General features: G+C 39.0%; 16 protein-coding genes and 1 riboswitch. Of the genes, 7 read left to right on the top strand and 9 right to left on the bottom strand.

The window, feature by feature from the left end; translation table 11 throughout:
* Nucleotides 1-29 precede the first annotated feature (29 nt).
* The gene (locus tag ACGF63_RS02675; protein ID WP_036849295.1) at nucleotides 30-374 is read left to right on the top strand and encodes a YegP family protein; all 345 of its coding nucleotides are present in this window, start codon (nucleotides 30-32) and stop codon (nucleotides 372-374) included.
* Nucleotides 375-573: 199 nt separating this feature from the next.
* Nucleotides 574-1,950, top strand: coding sequence for a tRNA 5-hydroxyuridine modification protein YegQ (gene yegQ, locus ACGF63_RS02670; RefSeq protein WP_036849293.1), 1,377 nt, complete (start codon nucleotides 574-576; stop codon nucleotides 1,948-1,950).
* Nucleotides 1,951-3,371: 1,421 nt separating this feature from the next.
* On the opposite strand, the gene ACGF63_RS02665 is transcribed toward yegQ, so the two are convergent.
* Entirely contained in the window at nucleotides 3,372-3,425 is a 54-nt protein-coding gene (locus ACGF63_RS02665; protein WP_331251336.1) for a DUF1240 domain-containing protein, read from the bottom strand.
* A gap of 597 nt (nucleotides 3,426-4,022) precedes the next feature.
* On the opposite strand from ACGF63_RS02665, the gene fbaB reads away from it, so the two are divergent.
* Nucleotides 4,023-5,072: a class I fructose-bisphosphate aldolase gene (gene fbaB, locus ACGF63_RS02660; protein ID WP_387628646.1), complete on the top strand. Its 1,050-nt coding sequence runs from the start codon at nucleotides 4,023-4,025 to the stop codon at nucleotides 5,070-5,072.
* A gap of 116 nt (nucleotides 5,073-5,188) precedes the next feature.
* On the opposite strand, the gene thiD is transcribed toward fbaB, so the two are convergent.
* Nucleotides 5,189-5,989 carry a bifunctional hydroxymethylpyrimidine kinase/phosphomethylpyrimidine kinase gene (gene thiD / locus ACGF63_RS02655; protein ID WP_036849289.1) on the bottom strand — a complete coding sequence of 267 codons (801 nt, stop codon included), beginning with the start codon at nucleotides 5,987-5,989 and terminating at the stop codon, nucleotides 5,189-5,191.
* A 41-nt stretch (nucleotides 5,990-6,030) separates the two neighbouring features.
* A riboswitch (TPP riboswitch) is annotated at nucleotides 6,031-6,123 on the bottom strand.
* Nucleotides 6,124-6,238: 115 nt separating this feature from the next.
* A complete protein-coding gene (gene cspE, locus ACGF63_RS02650) occupies nucleotides 6,239-6,448 on the bottom strand; it encodes a transcription antiterminator/RNA stability regulator CspE (protein WP_011147003.1) in 210 nt (69 codons plus the stop codon).
* A gap of 588 nt (nucleotides 6,449-7,036) precedes the next feature.
* Between cspE and pagP the strand changes: the two genes are divergently transcribed.
* On the top strand, nucleotides 7,037-7,660 hold the full coding sequence (gene pagP, locus ACGF63_RS02645; protein ID WP_152961775.1) for a lipid IV(A) palmitoyltransferase PagP: 624 nt from the start codon (nucleotides 7,037-7,039) through the stop codon (nucleotides 7,658-7,660).
* Nucleotides 7,661-7,733: 73 nt separating this feature from the next.
* Here pagP and ACGF63_RS02640 read toward each other — a convergent pair whose 3' ends face one another.
* Nucleotides 7,734-9,113: an amino acid permease gene (locus ACGF63_RS02640; protein WP_036849286.1), complete on the bottom strand. Its 1,380-nt coding sequence runs from the start codon at nucleotides 9,111-9,113 to the stop codon at nucleotides 7,734-7,736.
* Nucleotides 9,114-9,283: 170 nt separating this feature from the next.
* Complete coding sequence (mgrB, locus tag ACGF63_RS02635; RefSeq protein WP_331251335.1) at nucleotides 9,284-9,358, bottom strand: PhoP/PhoQ regulator MgrB; 75 nt, start codon at nucleotides 9,356-9,358, stop codon at nucleotides 9,284-9,286.
* A 395-nt stretch (nucleotides 9,359-9,753) separates the two neighbouring features.
* Here mgrB and ACGF63_RS02630 point away from each other — a divergent pair, with 395 nt between their 5' ends.
* On the top strand, nucleotides 9,754-10,137 hold the full coding sequence (locus tag ACGF63_RS02630; protein WP_036849283.1) for a helix-turn-helix domain-containing protein: 384 nt from the start codon (nucleotides 9,754-9,756) through the stop codon (nucleotides 10,135-10,137).
* A 91-nt stretch (nucleotides 10,138-10,228) separates the two neighbouring features.
* Nucleotides 10,229-11,035: a sugar-phosphatase gene (yidA, locus tag ACGF63_RS02625; RefSeq protein ID WP_387628642.1), complete on the top strand. Its 807-nt coding sequence runs from the start codon at nucleotides 10,229-10,231 to the stop codon at nucleotides 11,033-11,035.
* A 50-nt stretch (nucleotides 11,036-11,085) separates the two neighbouring features.
* Here the strand turns inward: yidA and yddG are convergent, their stop codons facing one another.
* Both yddG and ACGF63_RS02615 read right to left on the bottom strand, forming a co-directional pair.
* Entirely contained in the window at nucleotides 11,086-11,991 is a 906-nt protein-coding gene (yddG, locus tag ACGF63_RS02620; protein ID WP_387628640.1) for an aromatic amino acid DMT transporter YddG, read from the bottom strand.
* Between the two features lie 2 nt (nucleotides 11,992-11,993).
* On the bottom strand, nucleotides 11,994-12,494 hold the full coding sequence (locus ACGF63_RS02615; protein ID WP_036849281.1) for a DUF2165 family protein: 501 nt from the start codon (nucleotides 12,492-12,494) through the stop codon (nucleotides 11,994-11,996).
* Nucleotides 12,495-12,834: 340 nt separating this feature from the next.
* Between ACGF63_RS02615 and ACGF63_RS02610 the strand changes: the two genes are divergently transcribed.
* Nucleotides 12,835-13,263 carry a DUF805 domain-containing protein gene (locus ACGF63_RS02610; RefSeq protein ID WP_036849280.1) on the top strand — a complete coding sequence of 143 codons (429 nt, stop codon included), beginning with the start codon at nucleotides 12,835-12,837 and terminating at the stop codon, nucleotides 13,261-13,263.
* A 393-nt stretch (nucleotides 13,264-13,656) separates the two neighbouring features.
* On the opposite strand, the gene ACGF63_RS02605 is transcribed toward ACGF63_RS02610, so the two are convergent.
* Together ACGF63_RS02605 and ACGF63_RS02600 are read right to left on the bottom strand one after the other, a co-directional pair.
* Nucleotides 13,657-14,484, bottom strand: a complete 828-nt coding sequence (locus ACGF63_RS02605) for an N-acetylmuramoyl-L-alanine amidase (RefSeq protein WP_036849279.1) — start codon at nucleotides 14,482-14,484, stop codon at nucleotides 13,657-13,659.
* Between the two features lie 253 nt (nucleotides 14,485-14,737).
* Nucleotides 14,738-16,201, bottom strand: coding sequence for a sodium:alanine symporter family protein (locus ACGF63_RS02600; RefSeq protein ID WP_152961772.1), 1,464 nt, complete (start codon nucleotides 16,199-16,201; stop codon nucleotides 14,738-14,740).
* Between the last annotated feature and the right edge of the window lie 2,086 nt (nucleotides 16,202-18,287).

The following is an 18,287-nucleotide window of genomic DNA, read 5'->3' as shown; positions in this document are numbered from 1 at the left end:
ATACTTACCTTTGATTGGAGGAATTTCTTATGGCTGTAGCTTATTATGATCTGAGAAGAACAAAAAACAAGCAGTATTACTTCAATTTAAAAGCATCGAACGGTGACGTTATCCTCACCAGTGAAATGTACACCACAAAGGCAGCGGCGAATAAAGGGATTCGTTCTGTCCAGGCAAACTCACCGGCAGAAAAAAACTTCGAAATCAGGGAACACAAATCTGGCAAGCATTATTTCGTGCTGAAAGCCAGAAACTACCAAGTCATCGGCATCAGCGAATCTTTCGATAATGAAACCATTGCTAAAAAGGGCATTCAGTCTGCCATTAAGAATGGTTCAAGCGAAAATGTCCGGGATCTGACAAAGTCAGAGTGATATTTTTTCATCATAAACTGCACCTTATCAGTTGAAATTAATATTCAACGGATAAGGTGCAACTTCATCGACCAACAGAACTGAGCACTTCAATCTAATAAATTTGTATCCTCAACAAATTAAGCGTTAGAATCCTCCGCCTTACCCTCACTTTTTGTAGTGAAAATTGCGCTGAACTCAGACCGAGAACTTTTTAACCATGTTTACTCCAGAATTACTTTCCCCTGCCGGTTCGCTGAAAAATATGCGTTATGCTTTTGCCTATGGCGCAGACGCAGTTTATGCCGGTCAACCACGTTACAGCCTGCGTGTTCGCAATAATGAATTCAATCACGAAAATCTGGCGCTAGGTATCAAAGAAGCGCATGAGCTTGGCAAACGTTTTTATGTTGTGGTGAATATTGCGCCGCACAATGCCAAACTGAAAACCTTTATCCGTGATCTGAAACCTGTCGTTGAAATGGGACCTGATGCGCTAATTATGTCCGATCCCGGACTGATTATGCTGGTTCGTGAAGCTTTTCCCGAAATGGAAATTCATCTTTCCGTTCAAGCTAACGCGGTTAACTGGGCGACAGTCAAATTCTGGCAACAAATGGGCCTGACCAGAGTCATTCTCTCCCGTGAACTTTCTCTGGATGAAATTAACGAGATTCGCCAGCATGTTCCCGATATGGAGCTGGAAATTTTCGTACATGGTGCACTGTGCATGGCCTATTCCGGTCGCTGCCTGTTATCCGGTTATATTAATAAACGTGATCCAAATCAAGGAACATGCACTAATGCCTGTCGCTGGGAATATCATGTTCAAGAAGGCAAAGAGGATGATATCGGTAACATTGTGCATATGCATGAACCTATACCGGCAAAAAATATCGAGCCGACATTGGGAGAAGGTGCACCAACAGATAAAGTATTTATGTTCGAAGAAGCGAAACGACCAGGCGAATATATGTCGGCTTTTGAAGATGAACATGGCACTTATATCATGAACTCCAAAGACTTACGCGCGATTGAGCATGTTGAGCGATTAACTAAAATGGGTGTTCATTCGTTGAAAATCGAAGGACGGACAAAATCTTTCTATTACTGTGCCCGCACAGCACAAGTTTATCGCAGAGCCATTGATGATGCTGTCGCAGGAAAACCTTTCGATCCAACCCTGCTGACAACGCTGGAAGGACTTGCTCACCGTGGATATACCGAAGGTTTTTTGCGCCGCCATACCCACGATGCCTATCAGAGTTATGAATACGGTCATTCAATATCCGACACCCAACAATTTGTCGGTGAGTTTACGGGGAAACGGGTCAACGGATTGGCTGAAGTTGCAGTTAAGAATAAATTCATGGTTGGAAACAGCCTCGAATTAATGACACCATCAGGCAATATCCAGTTTACACTGGAAGCAATGCAGGATAAAAAAGGCCAACCAATGGAAGTTGCTCCTGGAGATGGGTATATTGTCTATTTACCAATCCCTAAACAAATTGATATTAATTACGCCTTATTAATACGCAATCTAAATGGTATTAGTTCTCAATATGCTCAAACTAACCGAAACTCAGACAAATAATCACCAATATACCATCTTGGTGATGATATATTTCTTTTTTTAGAAACAGATCACATCAATACTATTTTATTTACCGTAGTATTGTTGGTGAAAAATAAAAAATTAAAAAAGTTCTACAGTAAGACTAGGAACCACCTCCTTGGCCGGCTCAATCTCCCTTGAGCTGGCCTTTTCTTTTTCTGTCCGATAAATAAAATCAACAAGTTACAGGATTTATTTACATGATTAATTAAATAGATAAACTTAACTATTAAATTAATAAACCTTTATATTAATATGTTTCTTGTACTCTATGCATTAATAAGAAAATATTTCTACTTATTGAAATATCACACTATCTAAAGAAATGTAATTAAAATTTTTCACTGTTCAATAATTCAAGAAATCCATCATGTTTAGACTAAATATTATACAATTCGATAGAATTAATCAGGTGAAAATTATGAAAATAGATAATTGCAATTTACTTATTGTTAAAACTATTAGTTCAACATTTACCTGACTATTCTGGTTATCAACACTGAGCAGCTTCTGTTTCATATAGCCATAATATTAACAAGGGTAAAATAACAATCATCGACCACAGGCCGGTGAACAACAATGCAGCACATCCCGTACCTTACAAGAATGAAATTGATATTCATCTTAACCTCACAACAAGTGCCGGCTAGCAAATCAAAGGACGATAGAAACACATTTCTGCACTGGATCCAGAGTGAAAATATCATCTGGCAATAACATTCAGGAAAAGACAGTCCAGTGGGGAACAACAATAATCATTCTGCCTTATCTACCAAACGCAACATCTTCCATCAACAATCTAACCATTTGATATAACACTATTTACCAAAAAAGAAACGTAACAGGAAAAATGTTTTTTATAAAGAGAAAAAAGTTAAGTATCACCATCTGAAATAAAAAACCATGAGGAATTTTCTATCTGTGAAAGAATTAAATTATATTTATATGTTTATCAATCAGTTAATTGATCGATAAATACAGGCTGAAACTAAAAATTTAACACAATAATTATTTTACATTATAATCATTTTTACGATAGGATAAATAACCACATTGATTATCGCTTACAGGATTATATATATTTTAGAACTGTGATGACCCAAAGCCTTATTTATTATATATGATTAGAACAAATAAACTGCCAAAATAAAAACTTAAAAATATTAATATATACCTAATAGATTTCGAGTTGCAGCGCGGCGGCAAGTGAACGAATCCCCAGGAGCATAGATAACTCTGTGACTGGGGTGAGTGAAAGCAGCCAACAAAGCAGCAACTTGAAAGATGAAAGGTATATAACCCTATAAATCTCATTAAAATAACATCAGGATATATTGTGTTTTTGTACGCATTTCATGTAACCAATGAACTTATTTGTGCAAATGCACAATACAATAATATTAATCACATAGTTTAATATCTCTTACATAGACATTCGGAGACATCCAGAATATTATTTAATATATCAAATAGTTACCACCTTTCAGTCTATAGTCCATATAACCTTCCCAAGAGGGATTGTATTTTTTGTGTATCATCGTGAAACCACCGTTAATGTTCTTAAAATCAAAAATCATCACATTAGTATTTAACGGATGGCATTTACAATTTAAGTGAAAGAATACGACCATCTGAAATCTTCATATCGTTCGCACAGCCCTATAATTCCCTCCACCTTAAAGGTGCGGGCTTTTATAATACTTAAAACTGAGGGACAGAAAATAAATCACCAACATCAAAAATCAAAATCCGATTTAACCTGACGAGATTAGAATAGATATTTAAGTATGAAAATCACATCAGTAGAGCAGAAATATTTTAAATTCCATTTTCCAAAACTTCTCCTATAAACAAAACCATTCCCTTGAATACGTAAATCACTTGAAAGCACGGTAATATAGCTTTTACGTTAAGGGTTCCTTTTCAGGCAATAAACTTCACTTTGAAAGCCTACCTGAAGCGATCCACTACCACTTCCCTCCTAATACAACTTGTTATTTCAAAACGGATAAATGACAATCAATAGTCTCTTTTGTGAACTGGAGTAAGACATGACTGATATCGCTAAGTTGTTAGGCAAAGATGCAGACAGTTTATTGCAGCATCGTTGTAGCACCATTCCGAGTGAAAATCTTTATCTGCCAGGCTCCGATTTCGTTGACCGCGTCATGATCGACAATAACCGGCCAAATATGGTTCTGCGCTCCATGCAAACATTGCTAAATCATGGTCGCCTTGCCGGTACTGGCTATTTGTCTATTTTGCCGGTGGATCAAGGTGTAGAACATTCTGCTGCCGCTTCTTTTGCCGCGAACCCACTCTATTTTGATCCGAAGAATATCGTTGAACTGGCTATTGAAGCAGGCTGTAACTGTGTCGCCTCTACTTATGGCGTGTTATCCTCGGTTTCCCGTCGCTATGCTCATAAGATCCCGTTTCTGGTTAAACTGAACCACAATGAAACATTGAGTTATCCTGCCCAATATGATCAAACTTTATATGCCAGCGTTGAACAGGCATTTGAAATGGGCGCGGTAGCCGTTGGTGCAACTATTTACTTTGGTGCTGCTGAATCACGTCGTCAAATCGAGGAAGTTTCAGCGGCTTTTGAACGAGCACATGCATTGGGCATGGTCACGGTATTATGGGCCTACCTGCGTAATTCCGCCTTCAAAAAAGAGGGAGTGGATTATCACGCCAGCGCTGATTTAACCGGTCAGGCTAACCATTTAGCCGCCACTATCGGTGCCGATATCGTTAAACAGAAAATGGCTGAAAATAATGGCGGCTATACTGCAATTGGTTTTGGTCATACAGATAAACGTGTTTACTCCAATTTGACCACTGATCACCCAATCGATCTGGTCCGTTATCAGATAGCTAATTGCTACATGGGTCGTGCCGGCTTGATTAACTCAGGCGGCGCATCCGGTGATAATGATTTGAGTGATTCAGTTCGTACCGCCGTCATTAATAAACGTGCAGGTGGTATGGGGTTGATCCTCGGTCGTAAGGCTTTCAAAAAATCCATGAAAGAAGGTGTTGAACTGATTAACGCGGTTCAAGATGTCTATCTGGATCAACAAGTGACTATCGCTTAACAAGGCTATCGGTGATGATGAATAAAATCGTGAAGACATGACACATTCTGAGCCATGTTGCCCTCATAGCACAGGCATCTTACCCTTCATGACTCATTATCACCGAATCACGCCCCTCACCACCACTGATGAAAATGATGTACAGGCCCAATTCCGGTTCCAACGTCCAGAGAATCCGCCTGTTCTAATGCCGCCTGGAGGTATGATTTGGCAACAGGAAGCGTTGCCTGCCAATCCAGATAACGTGGACGCAAAGCCGCTAATGCAGCGGAAAGCGTACACCCTGTACCATGAGTATGACGAGTCTTGATTCTGGGAGCAGTAAAACGCCATTCTCCATTCTCCGTAAATAACCAATCAGGGCTTTCACAGTCGGTAAGATGTCCGCCTTTAAGTAAAACCGCTTCGCATCCCAGTGATAATAATTCACGTCCTTGTTTTTGCATGTCTGCTTCGGTTTCTGCTACAGAGCATCTCAATATGGTCGCAGCTTCCGGCAAATTCGGCGTCATTAACGAAATCTTCGGTAATAGTCGTTCAACAACCGCAGAAACCGCTTCCGGCACCAGCAGCGGATCACCGCTTTTCGCAATCATCACCGTATCCAATACAACATAAGGTACTGAATAACGGCTTATTGCGTCTGCAACTACTGCAACATTGGCCGCATTAGATAACATACCTATCTTGGCGCTATCGATTCTGATATCTGACAGCACAGATTCCAGCTGTGCAGCAACGAAAGCGGGATCTATGTCATAAACAGATTGCACGCCATGCGTATTTTGTGCGACAAGAGCTGTCATTACTGTTGTGCCATAAGCACCAAGCGCAGAGAAAGTTTTTAGATCAGCTTGAATACCGGCACCACCGCTAGGATCAGTCCCGGCAATTGTCAGTGAATTGATTCTTACCATAGGTACTCCTTCCCACCAGCAAAAGAAAAGCAGGTATCAGGAAAAAGACACCTTGACTTCCCTACGCTGGCATTATCCAGATCAGGTATTACGGGTTCATCTCAGCTCAATGAAGAGCACCCCGAGTCAAAACAAAAACACCCTATTAGATAACCAACAGGGTGATATCGGTATGTCATTGTTGCCAATAAAAAACCAATTAAGACAACAAATTTACTTCGTCAATTCAAAATGATTGACAAAAAGAAGTTATGCTGCTGTGACGTTTGCCGCAGAAGGACCTTTCTGGCCGTCCTGAATTTCAAACTCAACTTTTTGACCTTCTGCCAAAGTTTTAAAACCTTCGCTCTGAATAGCACTAAAATGTACAAATACATCTTTGCTGCCATCAGCTGGAGTAATAAAACCAAAACCTTTAGATTCGTTGAACCACTTTACAGTACCAGTGATTTTTGCCATTTTAAGAATTTCCTTTGGATCACTTAATTCTAATTCGCCGTTCGGCGCAACATAAAAACCAGAGTGAGTTGCTGCTATTAACAGAACCGTACCTCGTTTACCCGAACGATTTATCACATATTCTTAATATGATGGCAAGCCATTTTTTATCAGCTATGGAGCTAACGCACATATTTAAAATTCTTAACAACAATTATTGTTTAACATAACCGCAAAAATTTGAAAATCCAAGGTTATCCTAATTAGCTTACAGTTTATCCACTCAACAAAACCTCAAACCACATAAATAATCTTAATTTATTTTGCCTGTCTTATTATTAGAGTCTTTATATCTAGGGTATGTCTACAGGCGCGAATCACCCCTCTTTGAGTGAAAGAAAGAGTCAACACATTTCCCAATATGCGTCAGTCCAAATAGCAGTATTAAATATACTCATTTAATACATGTAACATCTTAATATTAATTTCTCGTTTAAGTTTTATTGAAAATAGCAAGAGTAGAATTCCTGAATTTAGATGTTTGTCATATTTTGCGTGATGCAAAGGATCTTGCCAATTTATGTCGCCGGGGAATTGGAGCAATAAATAATGAAGTTTGATTTAACCGCAGCCTGTGCCCTATCAGTAACGTTTCTCGTCTCATCTGGGACAGTGTTTGCAACAACGGCAAATACCACCAATCAATCATTAACAACCACGCAATCCCATCAACAGACCAGTTATGGCAACAGTTCAGACACTTTATGGGGAAAATTCAACAATAATGTCGCTCTCATTTGGGATACCCCCAGCAATGAACTTTATCTGCCGGTAATTACCTGGCATAACAGACATACCTACGATGAAGAAAAAATTAACCAATATAATGAGCGTCCCTGGGGTTTCGGTTATGGTAAATACCGTTACGACGAAGACAATGACTGGCATTCTCTCTATGCCATGGCTTTTATGGATTCTCATAACCGTCTAGAACCCATCGTGGGTTATGGTTTTCAGAAAATGTGGATACCCGGCGATTTAGATGGCTTCCGAATAGGTATTGGCTTCACGTTAAGTGTCACAGCCCGTCATGAGTATTACTATGTCCCTATTCCACTCCCACTGCCACTATTCTCCATAGAATATAATCGGTTATCGTTCCAGGGGACATACATTCCCGGCACATATAATAACGGTAACGTACTCTTCGCCTGGTTACGCTGGCAGTGGTAGCCAGATAAAAAATACCAGGTTGTGGGTGACATCAGCCTGGTATCCTCATCGTGAAATCCATAAGGTATATGTGTTATCCCTGGTTTATGGTTTCCATTTTATTCTTGCGGGAATGGGATATGAGAAACCCGAGCCATAAAATACCAATCCAGAATGGCATCAAAATGACTGAAATACGGATACTGTCCATCATCAAAATAATGACCAGTATAAAGACCAGGAAAACCAGACACAAATAATTACTAAACGGGTACCAGAATGCTTTAAATGAAGGCTCTACCCCCTCTTTAACTTTCTTTGCCCGGAATTTTAAATGCGCCATACAGATCATGACCCAGTTAATAACCAGTGTTGTCACCACCAGCGCCATCAATAATTCAAATGCTTTGCCCGGCATGACATAGTTAATCAAAACACCAATTGACGTCGCCAATGCAGACATTACGATTGCTTTGGTAGGAACCCCACTCTCATTAACTTTTTTCAGCATTCTAGGTGCATTGCCTTGCTTTGCTAAACCGTACAGCATCCGGCTATTACAATATACACCGCTGTTATAAACGGACAATGCGGCAGTCAGAACAACAACATTCAGAACATTAGCCACCCAGAAACTATCCAGGTTATGAAAAATCATGACAAATGGGCTTTCACCTTCAATAACATTGCCCCACGGATAAAGCGACAGCAACACAGTCAGAGAACCAATATAGAAAATCAATATCCGGTATACCACCTGATTAGTTGCCTTAGGAATACTGATACGGGGATTTTCCGCTTCCGCAGCAGTAATGCCAACCAGCTCCAACCCACCAAAAGAGAACATAATCACAGCCATTGCCATAATAAGGCTGGAGATCCCATTCGGCATAAAACCGCCATACTGCCAAAGATTAGCAATACTGGCTTGCGGGCCGCCATTACCGCTGACTAACAGGTATGCGCCAAAAACAATCATGCAGATAATTGCTGTCACTTTAATGATAGCGAACCAGAATTCTGTCTCACCATATGACCGGACATTAATTAAATTTACCGTATTAATTAGGACAAAAAATACCGTAGCAGAAACCCAGGTAGGAATATCAGGCCACCAGTAATGAATATATATCCCTACAGCCGTCAACTCTGCCATTCCGACCAGAGTAAACATCATCCAGTAATTCCAGCCTGATAAAAAACCGGGAAACTCCCCCCAATATTTATAAGCAAAATGACTAAACGACCCCGCTACAGGCTCTTCAACCACCATCTCCCCTAACTGACGCATAATCAGAAATGCAATAAAGCCTGCGATAGCGTAGCCTAAAATTACGGAGGGACCTGCCATTTTTATGGTTTGCGCAATACCGAGAAATAACCCTGTCCCGACGGCCCCCCCCAAAGCAATAAGCTGAATATGTCGGTTTTTTAGACCGCGTTTAAGTGTTGATCCCTGCGATTGTTCTGCCATCTTTTCCTCTTGCTGCAACTTTTATTTTATTATTAGTGGGAAAACAACCGCTTCCCATTTATCTGCTTTATTTAAAGCAAACAAAACACTAGCTTTAAAGGGTGGATATTGAAGGCATATGTTAGCACAGATACATGATGGGAAAATGGCTGATGAGTATCAGCAACTAATCAGAAAGGCAGATACCGGGTCACAAAACAAATACCTGAATCAAACTTTTCACCCTGATCACAGTAGCTATCCAAAGCTAACAGATACAAGAACAGACATATTCCAAGTAATACTAAGATTGCAATGGTTTTTTTTATGTCCAATTCTGTTTCCTTCAAGTTCGGTCAGTACGCAATATGTTAAGAATAAAGTTGGAAAACGATATTTTACAATAGTGCAACAGGAAAAATATTCATCTCATGCTTTCCGTTGTGAAAAAAACCGTACTGGCTCACAGTTTTATGACAGCAATGTACCAGAACGAATTTAAACAAATACTAATTATGTGGATTCTATTCACCAGAACAAAAAAATCAATTATCACATTCAGTTATAATTTGAATCGCTATGTCAACGCTTCACCATCTTTAGAAAAAATAGAAAAAGTTGTGTATACTCCCTTTCACTTTCAACCAGAACAAAATTGTTAATGCCACAGGATAATCACTCAGCACTTGTATATGCTCTCAGTAAATGGATTGAGAATCACCTTGGCCGGGTAATCCATCTGGAAGAACTGGCTGCTTACTCTGGCTATTCGCTTTGGCACATGCAGAAAATATTCAAGGAAGTTACCGGAATTTCTCTTGGCAAATATATCCGCCAGCGACGTCTGACCGGCGCTGTTCATCTTTTAAGAAACAGCACTTTGCCTATTTTTGACATCGCTTTGGATTTCGGCTTTGGCTCACAATCTCATTTCACTTATATGTTCCGCAAAGAGTATGGCATAACGCCCTATGATTTCCGGCAGAATCCAGATATTGAGCTGGAGGTTAAACGACCTCTGCATTTCGCCACTAACTGTTCATGACACGGCAACCAGAAAGTGCCTTTTAAACGGCTAATTACCCAACAAACGCAGCCATACCACAATCGGGTTACCAGATTTTCAGGAGAGAGATATGTCAATAAAATTGATCGCCATTGATCTTGATGGCACTTTACTGAACGAGAATCATCAGATCACTCCCTCAGTCAAACAAGCTATCCATCGGGCCAGAAAGCAAGGCGTTCATATTGTTTTGGCTTCTGGTCGGCCTTTTACCGGTATCCAGCGATATTTACAGGAATTAGCGCTGGACGAAACCAACAGTTACTGTATCAGCAATAATGGTAGTGTTGTCCATCAAGCGTATGGTGGTGAACATTTGCTGGAAAATTTACTGGATTTTGAAGACTATCTGTTTTTTGAATCACTATCCCGTGAAATTGGCGTTCATCTTCACGCTTTGGAATTCAATAAAATATATACCGCTAATCGTGATATCAGCCCATATACCGTTAGAGAAGCTTTTCTTACCGACACTCCACTAATTTATTGTCCTGTCAATGAAATGGACCGTGGAATGCACTTTACTAAATTAATGATGATCGACCAGCCTAATATTCTCAGTGATGCCATCAACTTCATTCCTGCCGAAGCTTATAAGCACTATACACTGATTCAAAGCAGCCCCTATTTTCTGGAAATTCTCAGCAAAGAAGTGAATAAAGGTACTGCTGTCAAAGCCGTTGCTGATTATCTCGGTATCACCAGAGATAAAATTATGTGTATTGGTGACCATAATAATGATCTGACTATGATCGAATTCGCCGCTGTTGGTGTCGCAATGGGTAATGCCGAACAAGGTGTCAAAGATATCGCTCAGTTTATTACTACAACAAATGAACAAGATGGGGTGGCAATAGCGATAAACAAATTCTTGTAAAGCGATTTATTCTCTATTAACCCCACCCTGATATCTTGGCTTCACAGGTATTATTTGGCTCTGGTCGCTAACCAACAGACAATTGATCCAACTGTGACCATTAGCACACCTTGCCAAAATGAAAAAGAGAGCGCAGTACTCAGCAGCAAGGATGAAAAAGCGGTAGAGATAATCGGCGTGAAATAAGATAACGTAGCCAATAATGCAACATGTCCTCTGATGATTGCGACTGTCCAAGCCGCATTCGCCACACCAATAGCAGTTCCGGCAAACAATAATATACTGACACTACGAAGAGTTATTACCATTTCAGGGGGAGATGTGAAGAAGTATTGAATCCATAATGCAAAAGCAGTCAGAATAAAAAACAGCGTCATACCATTTTTACCCTCCGCCATGATTTTTGTAATGTTACAATACACCGCCCAGATAATTGCGCCAGCAAAAGCCAGCCCATAACTTAATGGATTACTCTGGATATTCTCCACCATCTGCCTGAATGACCAGCCATTATCACCACTCATCACCCAACCAATCCCCAAAATAGATAATAACAAACCAGGATAGAGCCACCCGTTCACTTTCTGCTTATTAATAATGACCGCGAATAAGACAGTAAAACCTGGCCATAAATAGTTAACCATACCCAATTCAATTGCCTGAGCACGATTATTGGCAAAACCTAATGAGAGTGATAAACAGATTTCATAACCGACAAATAGCAAACTCCCAAGCCACAAATAGACTCTGGGAAAAGTGCTGATTTTTGGGAAACCTATTAGCAAAACCAGAAAAATTGCGCCAACGGTATAAATAAGCGCCGCGCCACCTACAGGCCCAAAACTTTCACTAACACTTCTTATCAACCCAACGATTGTACTCCACAATACAATCGCCAGTACTCCGTATATTGTCGCTTTGTGTTGTTCGATCCTTGTTTTCACATCTATCCTCATATTTATTCTTGGTCGAGTTCTCTGTCTCGCTGAATCAAATAAATCAATACCAGAATGATAGTAACAAAGAAACGGAAAGCACTGGACACTCCGTTCCATTGTTTAGACATCCACATCCCAAACCATTCACCACCAATTGACATAAATGCCACCTGCCAGGTCAGGAAACCCAAGGTTAGGCCAGCTATCGCGATAGCTTTCTTTTTATTGAAGACAGCAGCATTAGATTTTAAATTCGCCAGTAAACGGATACCGCCAATCCAACATAACACTGCGGTTAACGTTTCTAAAGAAATAATGACGATATAACCAATGTGATGTAACACCGGTGAATGAATTGCGCGATAGGTAATGGTTGCATCAGGGAAAATGGTATCCATCATCAATACATGCTGTACAAATACGAAATTAGTACCATAGTCTGTGATATTGCCAAAAGCGACCAATGTAGCAAACAGCGCTATTGCACAGACCATCAAAACCTTAGATAAACGAATAATCACTTGTCGGGTTCTCCAAAGAATGACTAAAACACCAGAGAGATCATAAAGAACACAAACTATACCCTATAGATTTCAAGATGCATCGAGACGGCAAGGGAGCGAATCCCCGGGAGCATAGCGAACTATGTGACCGGGGTGAGCGAGTGCAGCCAACAAAGAGGCAACTTGAAAGATAACGGGTATATCATATAATTTAACAATCATCACCTTATTCCCACAAATTAAATCGCAGAATGACTTTTAAAATATTTTCATCTAATATCTGACTTATGTTTTTCTGTTCATACCATCATTAAATCAGTTATTATCTATTCTACTCTTATTTACCTGACTGTTATTTATGGATGATTCTCTAGTTAGCTCAATAAAAAACTATTTCAGACAAAAACTGAGTAGGAAAGATTATATTATTAGCTTTATTACAGCGGCAGTTATCCTGGGAATGCTGATTTTTCTCTCTGGTTATCTGGCAGAAAACAATTATGCCGCTTATATGCAATATGGATTATCCGTGTGGCTGTACATGATCTCTATTGGCGTATGGGCAATGTGCTCCTTCGCCACTATTTATTATTTAATCATGAAAACCGCTTTCAGATTTAATGGGGTGGGATTGTATGGTTGGCCAATATCTATTTTTATCTATCTATGCAGTGTGTTACCAAACTATCTTTCTGACAAAATAATGAACTATTCACCGTTTATCAGCCTGGTAGGGATCATTCTTGCATTTACTCTCCCGGCAAGAAAAAGCGATAATAAAAGGTAATATTGACTTTATATCTCAAAAACGTTATTTCATCTGACGATTACTTAAGATAGTAATCGTCATTATAAAATAAAACGACGATTATTTATATACATTGTATTATTACTGATTATTTTATTATTCAACCATGACCGGATTTTTACAATCCAGTCTGACGACTACTTTGTTAAAATAATGATGAAAGAGATCTGGAATCAAGACAGTGGAAATGAAATAGGAAATTCTTGATTAATCATTGCCGAAATAGTCTGCGATTACAGATTAAAACAACGTGAAGAGGGATCCGAAGAGCGAACTATGAAAGTTTTATCGTGCTAATTATCGAAAAGCTATACCATAAAAGTCACCCTGATAAAGCAACTTTTATGGCACGATTTTACTGAATGAGACAAACTACCCTTTATATTTCTCAACCAAAGCCAGAGCTATTGACTCAGTTTGCGCATCAGGATTACCACTGATATCATCTGGTCTGAAATGCATCTGGAATGCACTGATTGTTTTAAGGGTATCTTCATCAAGTACACCGGTTTGTGGAATGGTATAGCCATATTTAGCTAATGTTTTCTGTATTAACGCAACAGAAGCCATGTCATTCCATTTTCTGCCGGCCATATATTTTTCAACTGTTGCATCATCAGGCCATGCACCGATACCTTGTTCAGCTAAATTCTTCCACGGGAAAAGTTTACCTGGATCATATTTTCTCAGCGGCGCGATATCGCTGTGACCAATAACATTTACAGGCTCAATGCCATAACGCTGAATAATATCTTTCGCTAAACGCGTTAACAGATCGATCTGCTGCTCATTAAACGGATACCACTCTTTCTCAAGTAACCTTTCCGTAAATCCTTTATTGACAATTTCAATACCAATCGATGTGTCATTTAAATCTTTTCGACCATTCCATCCACTGACACCAGCATGCCATGCTCTCTTACCTTCAGGAACCAATTCCAGAATGACCGGCTTCCGGCTCACATAATTCGGTAATGATGGGATCAAGTAATGGGCGCTGACACCGTCCTGAGTCAATATACGTAAAGAATCCTCATCATTGACAGCAGTATAATGGAACACCAAAAACCTTACTCTGTCATTCTGACTTTTCGAAGGAAAAGAGCTATCAACTTTATAAGTGCCCCGATCTTCCAGATGACGCTGGCTGGAACACCCGGCCAATAGCATAAATAAGCCAACCAATATGATCTTCTTCATAATCTCCCTGTCCCACCTATTAATTGAAAACAATATAATAACACAAAGAAATCAAATGAATACAAAATAAATTTTATATTTTATATGATCTTTTTATAAAATTATCGGTTTTATTCTTGATATAAAACACAAGAGAAAGTGCCTTATTCCCATAATTTAAATAGGAATAAGGCAAAAGTAACAAGCAAGACCTAAAAGGTAATCAGCTTCTATCTCATTAAATAATATTAACTATACCTTCTGTCCTGGTATCTCACTTGTGGTCGGTCGCTTGATTCGACTGAGCGAGACTTGCTGTTTCCTCCCAAATACCAACTTCAACCTTTTGCTGAATCTCAGGATATTGATTGATATCAAATGTCGGTAACTTACCGACACGTCTCTGCTGGTTATAATCTCTTGCAAGTTTAAATGCGACGCGGGAAAGTAACAAAATAGCGGTTAGATTGGTAATTGCCATCAATGCCATAGATAAATCAGCCATTTTCCACACTAAAGGCAATTCAGCCAACGCACCAAACATCACCATACCTAGTGCCGCCAGACGGAGTATCATCAAACCCGCAGTATGATTACGTTCAAGAAATACGATATTGCTTTCAGCGTAAGCATAATTCGCAATGATTGATGTGAAGGCGAAAAAGAAGATAGCTAACGCGATAAACTCAGATCCCCAATCACCGACAGCTGAGGATAATGCCCGCTGAGTCAGCTCTATTCCACTTATTCCTGAAATATCACCATCAAGCACACCCGATGAAAGGATGATAACAGCAGTAGCGCTACAGATAACGAGAGTATCCATAAAGACACCCAGCATTTGCACATACCCCTGAGATGCCGGATGAGGAGGATATGGAGATGCGGATGCGGCTGCATTAGGGGCTGAACCCATCCCTGCTTCATTTGAAAACAATCCTCGCTGGACGCCTTGCGTCATTGCCTGCGCAACACCGTAACCAACGGTTCCTGCAACTGCTTCCTGCAAACCGAATGCACTTTTGAAGATCAATGCAAACACTTCCGGCATTCGTTCAAAATTATGCCCGACGACCCAAAATGCCAGGATCAGATAAGCTGCCGCCATAAAAGGGACAACCAGCTCCGCAACTCTGGCAATAGAACGCAAGCCGCCAAAAATAATGACCCCGCTAAGGATCACCAGGCCAATACCAACATATAACGGATTAAAATTAAACGCGAAAGCAGCAGCCTGAACAATTGAATTTGCCTGGACAGCATTAAATACCAGACCAAAAGCAATAATAAGGAATATGGAGAACATAATGCCCATCCAACGTACCCCAAGCCCTTTTTCCATGTAATAGGCCGGGCCACCGCGGTAATTCCCCTTATCGTCTTTTGTCTTGTACAGCTGGGCAAGTGTGCTCTCAATAAAAGAGGTCGCCATCCCAATCAGGGCAACAACCCACATCCAAAAAATGGCACCAGGCCCACCCGCCGTTAAGGCGATTGCCACACCGGTAAGATTGCCCGTACCTACCCGTGCAGCTAAACTGGTACACAACGCCTGGAATGACGAAATACCTGAACTGTCAGATTTTTTGCTGTTTTTCAGTACTGAAAACATATGCCCAAAGTGGCGTATCTGTATAAAACCTGTACATATAGTGAAGTAAACACCGGCCCCAAGAAGAAGATAAATCAGTACGGAGCCCCAAAGGATGTTGTTAAAAAAGTTAATCAGTTCCGTCAAAATATTTTTCCCCTTAAATTAGCAAACCCAGTCTGACCATAAAATCGTATCCGGCAGAATTCATTGCGCTTAATATGCCTTTATAATTAACAACTAACACAATGCCGTTTAAAAAAAACACAGAGATACTGGTCAGAAAAACGCTATGAATGTAACACAAGTTTGAAATTAATGTGTAATGTTTACTGACATTTTTACATTATCCATCAGATTAAATGAATGTTTGATGTACTGTTCTCTTGGCCGAGAGTTAATAGATTTATGTCATTCAATCAACTATTGCCCACCAGTAACTTCATACACACCATTATCTATCACCTCCCGTCTGTGAATCGCTTGTTAATTAAATCAACAAGCAATTAATATCAAGAAAAAAGATTCAAAAATAAGATATTGTGGTTAATTTTGTGAGCAGATTATCAGCTTTAAGAAAAAAATCGCAATTAATTTAAAAAAATTTCGCATAGTGACGACCATCATATAAAACATTAAAAATCAAAAAGATAACTTATCACCTCTTATCAAATCACAATGCAACACCAATATCGAATGCTAATACCGGGAATATCATCTCAATGAATAACCAACATGCAAAAAACTTATAAAAAGGTAAACCTATAACTGCCCTGCAACTATAGGCTTACCAAATCAAAAGAATAAATGATATTTTTCTTTTGATTATTTGTGTTAAGTTATAATTAACATTAGAAGATTTTAACAAATACTCTGCACTTCGTTATATGGTCACGATTAATACATTATCGCTTGTTTTTTGACTACTTGAATATATATGTCCAATCTCTGTTATTACTGTATTTTCTGTAAATTTATTGTCCAATATTCCCGCAAATAAATTAAAGTGAAATTACAATAGCCCTGATATAGCAAGATTTTTTCTTATAAAATAATCAGACCATTCTCTGGTCGCCTGCGGGAAATAAATAACGATTATCTGGCAGCTTTCCAGTGCATAAATACAAATTCGATCATCTGCCAAATAGTTGGCTAAATCTCCGACAAAAAGCCCAACTCAGCAATTCATTAATATAACCAGAAAAATATAGCCTAAGCGATTGTTTTCCATGCTATCAAACAAGTTTTCCAATTTAGAGGGTTTACAACATTTTTCGCTAAAATCCTGCTCAATATTTGTTTTAACAACTCTTTTACTTTTAAGCATCAATATTCTCCAAAACTAATATTTTCACGATTAATTACAGTCCCATTAATCTACAAAAACAACAGACTTAACAACCATGCATAGTCACAACCAATTTTTTATTAACATTTATTTAACATTTAATGTTAATTTCAATAAAATATTATTACATAACGGAATTAATTTCGTAAAAAATATGAAAAAACTTCTCTTATATGCAACATAAAACTGGATCTTTTATTATCTACTGCTAATATTTTCATTTGTTATCTTTTACAAAAAAAACATGTCTATGAAGTTAATATTGCAAAAATATCTCACTTTTATTCTCAATACATAATTTAAACAATATACGTTGAGGTTATGAATGACGTTAAGAAGAAAAAGGAAGAATCCTACTGATAACAATTTACCTATAAGAGTCTATCGTGGGAGATCTAAATATGAATACCACCCTCCATCAGGGGGTTCTATATCCATTTGTTGCTTAAGCTCACCATTATCTGTCGTTTGGGAGGAATATGAAAAAATTCTTAATAAGAAAAATAATAACTAAATCATAACGATTAAAATATTATACAGTAAGTACTATATTTACAGTTATAAAAACAGCGGGAGAACAAACTCCCGTTAGCGGCTTTTACTTAGTCACATCTACCATAAAGATTTTTACAAGCCATTAAATTAACTATCCAGTTTTAACTTCTATATTCACTGATCGGTCATCAGACCAAACTGAAATAAAAATGATACTCTATAGCGTCGCATTCCCCACTAAAATCACCCTTGACAGCTCACTAACCAGCTAAGGAAGGTCATACTCTACTTATTACAGGATATAGTCATCAGCTTCTATCCAGCCCATATGACGTGTTACAGATGCGGCTACAGTACCATTCCGATATAAACGGGTAAGGCACCGTAGCA

The sequence above is a fragment of the Photorhabdus sp. RM322S genome, assembly GCF_042879395.1.
Taxonomy (GTDB): domain Bacteria; phylum Pseudomonadota; class Gammaproteobacteria; order Enterobacterales; family Enterobacteriaceae; genus Photorhabdus; species Photorhabdus khanii.
The sequence above is the reverse complement of the archived record's forward strand: the minus strand, read 5'-3'. Positions and strand labels throughout refer to the sequence as shown.

Excerpts from the sequence above, each read along its gene's own strand:
- yidA (WP_387628642.1), top strand. The coding sequence starts at position 10,229 with ATGTCAATAAAATTGATCGCCATTGATCTTGATGGCACTTTACTGAAC.
- thiD (WP_036849289.1), bottom strand. The coding sequence starts at position 5,989 with ATGGTAAGAATCAATTCACTGACAATTGCCGGGACTGATCCTAGCGGT.
- cspE (WP_011147003.1), bottom strand. The coding sequence starts at position 6,448 with ATGGCAAAAATCACTGGTACTGTAAAGTGGTTCAACGAATCTAAAGGT.
- yddG (WP_387628640.1), bottom strand. The coding sequence starts at position 11,991 with ATGAGGATAGATGTGAAAACAAGGATCGAACAACACAAAGCGACAATA.
- fbaB (WP_387628646.1), top strand. The coding sequence starts at position 4,023 with ATGACTGATATCGCTAAGTTGTTAGGCAAAGATGCAGACAGTTTATTG.
- ACGF63_RS02675 (WP_036849295.1), top strand. The coding sequence starts at position 30 with ATGGCTGTAGCTTATTATGATCTGAGAAGAACAAAAAACAAGCAGTAT.
- ACGF63_RS02605 (WP_036849279.1), bottom strand. The coding sequence starts at position 14,484 with ATGAAGAAGATCATATTGGTTGGCTTATTTATGCTATTGGCCGGGTGT.
- pagP (WP_152961775.1), top strand. The coding sequence starts at position 7,037 with ATGAAGTTTGATTTAACCGCAGCCTGTGCCCTATCAGTAACGTTTCTC.
- ACGF63_RS02640 (WP_036849286.1), bottom strand. The coding sequence starts at position 9,113 with ATGGCAGAACAATCGCAGGGATCAACACTTAAACGCGGTCTAAAAAAC.
- ACGF63_RS02630 (WP_036849283.1), top strand. The coding sequence starts at position 9,754 with ATGCCACAGGATAATCACTCAGCACTTGTATATGCTCTCAGTAAATGG.
- yegQ (WP_036849293.1), top strand. The coding sequence starts at position 574 with ATGTTTACTCCAGAATTACTTTCCCCTGCCGGTTCGCTGAAAAATATG.
- ACGF63_RS02610 (WP_036849280.1), top strand. The coding sequence starts at position 12,835 with ATGGATGATTCTCTAGTTAGCTCAATAAAAAACTATTTCAGACAAAAA.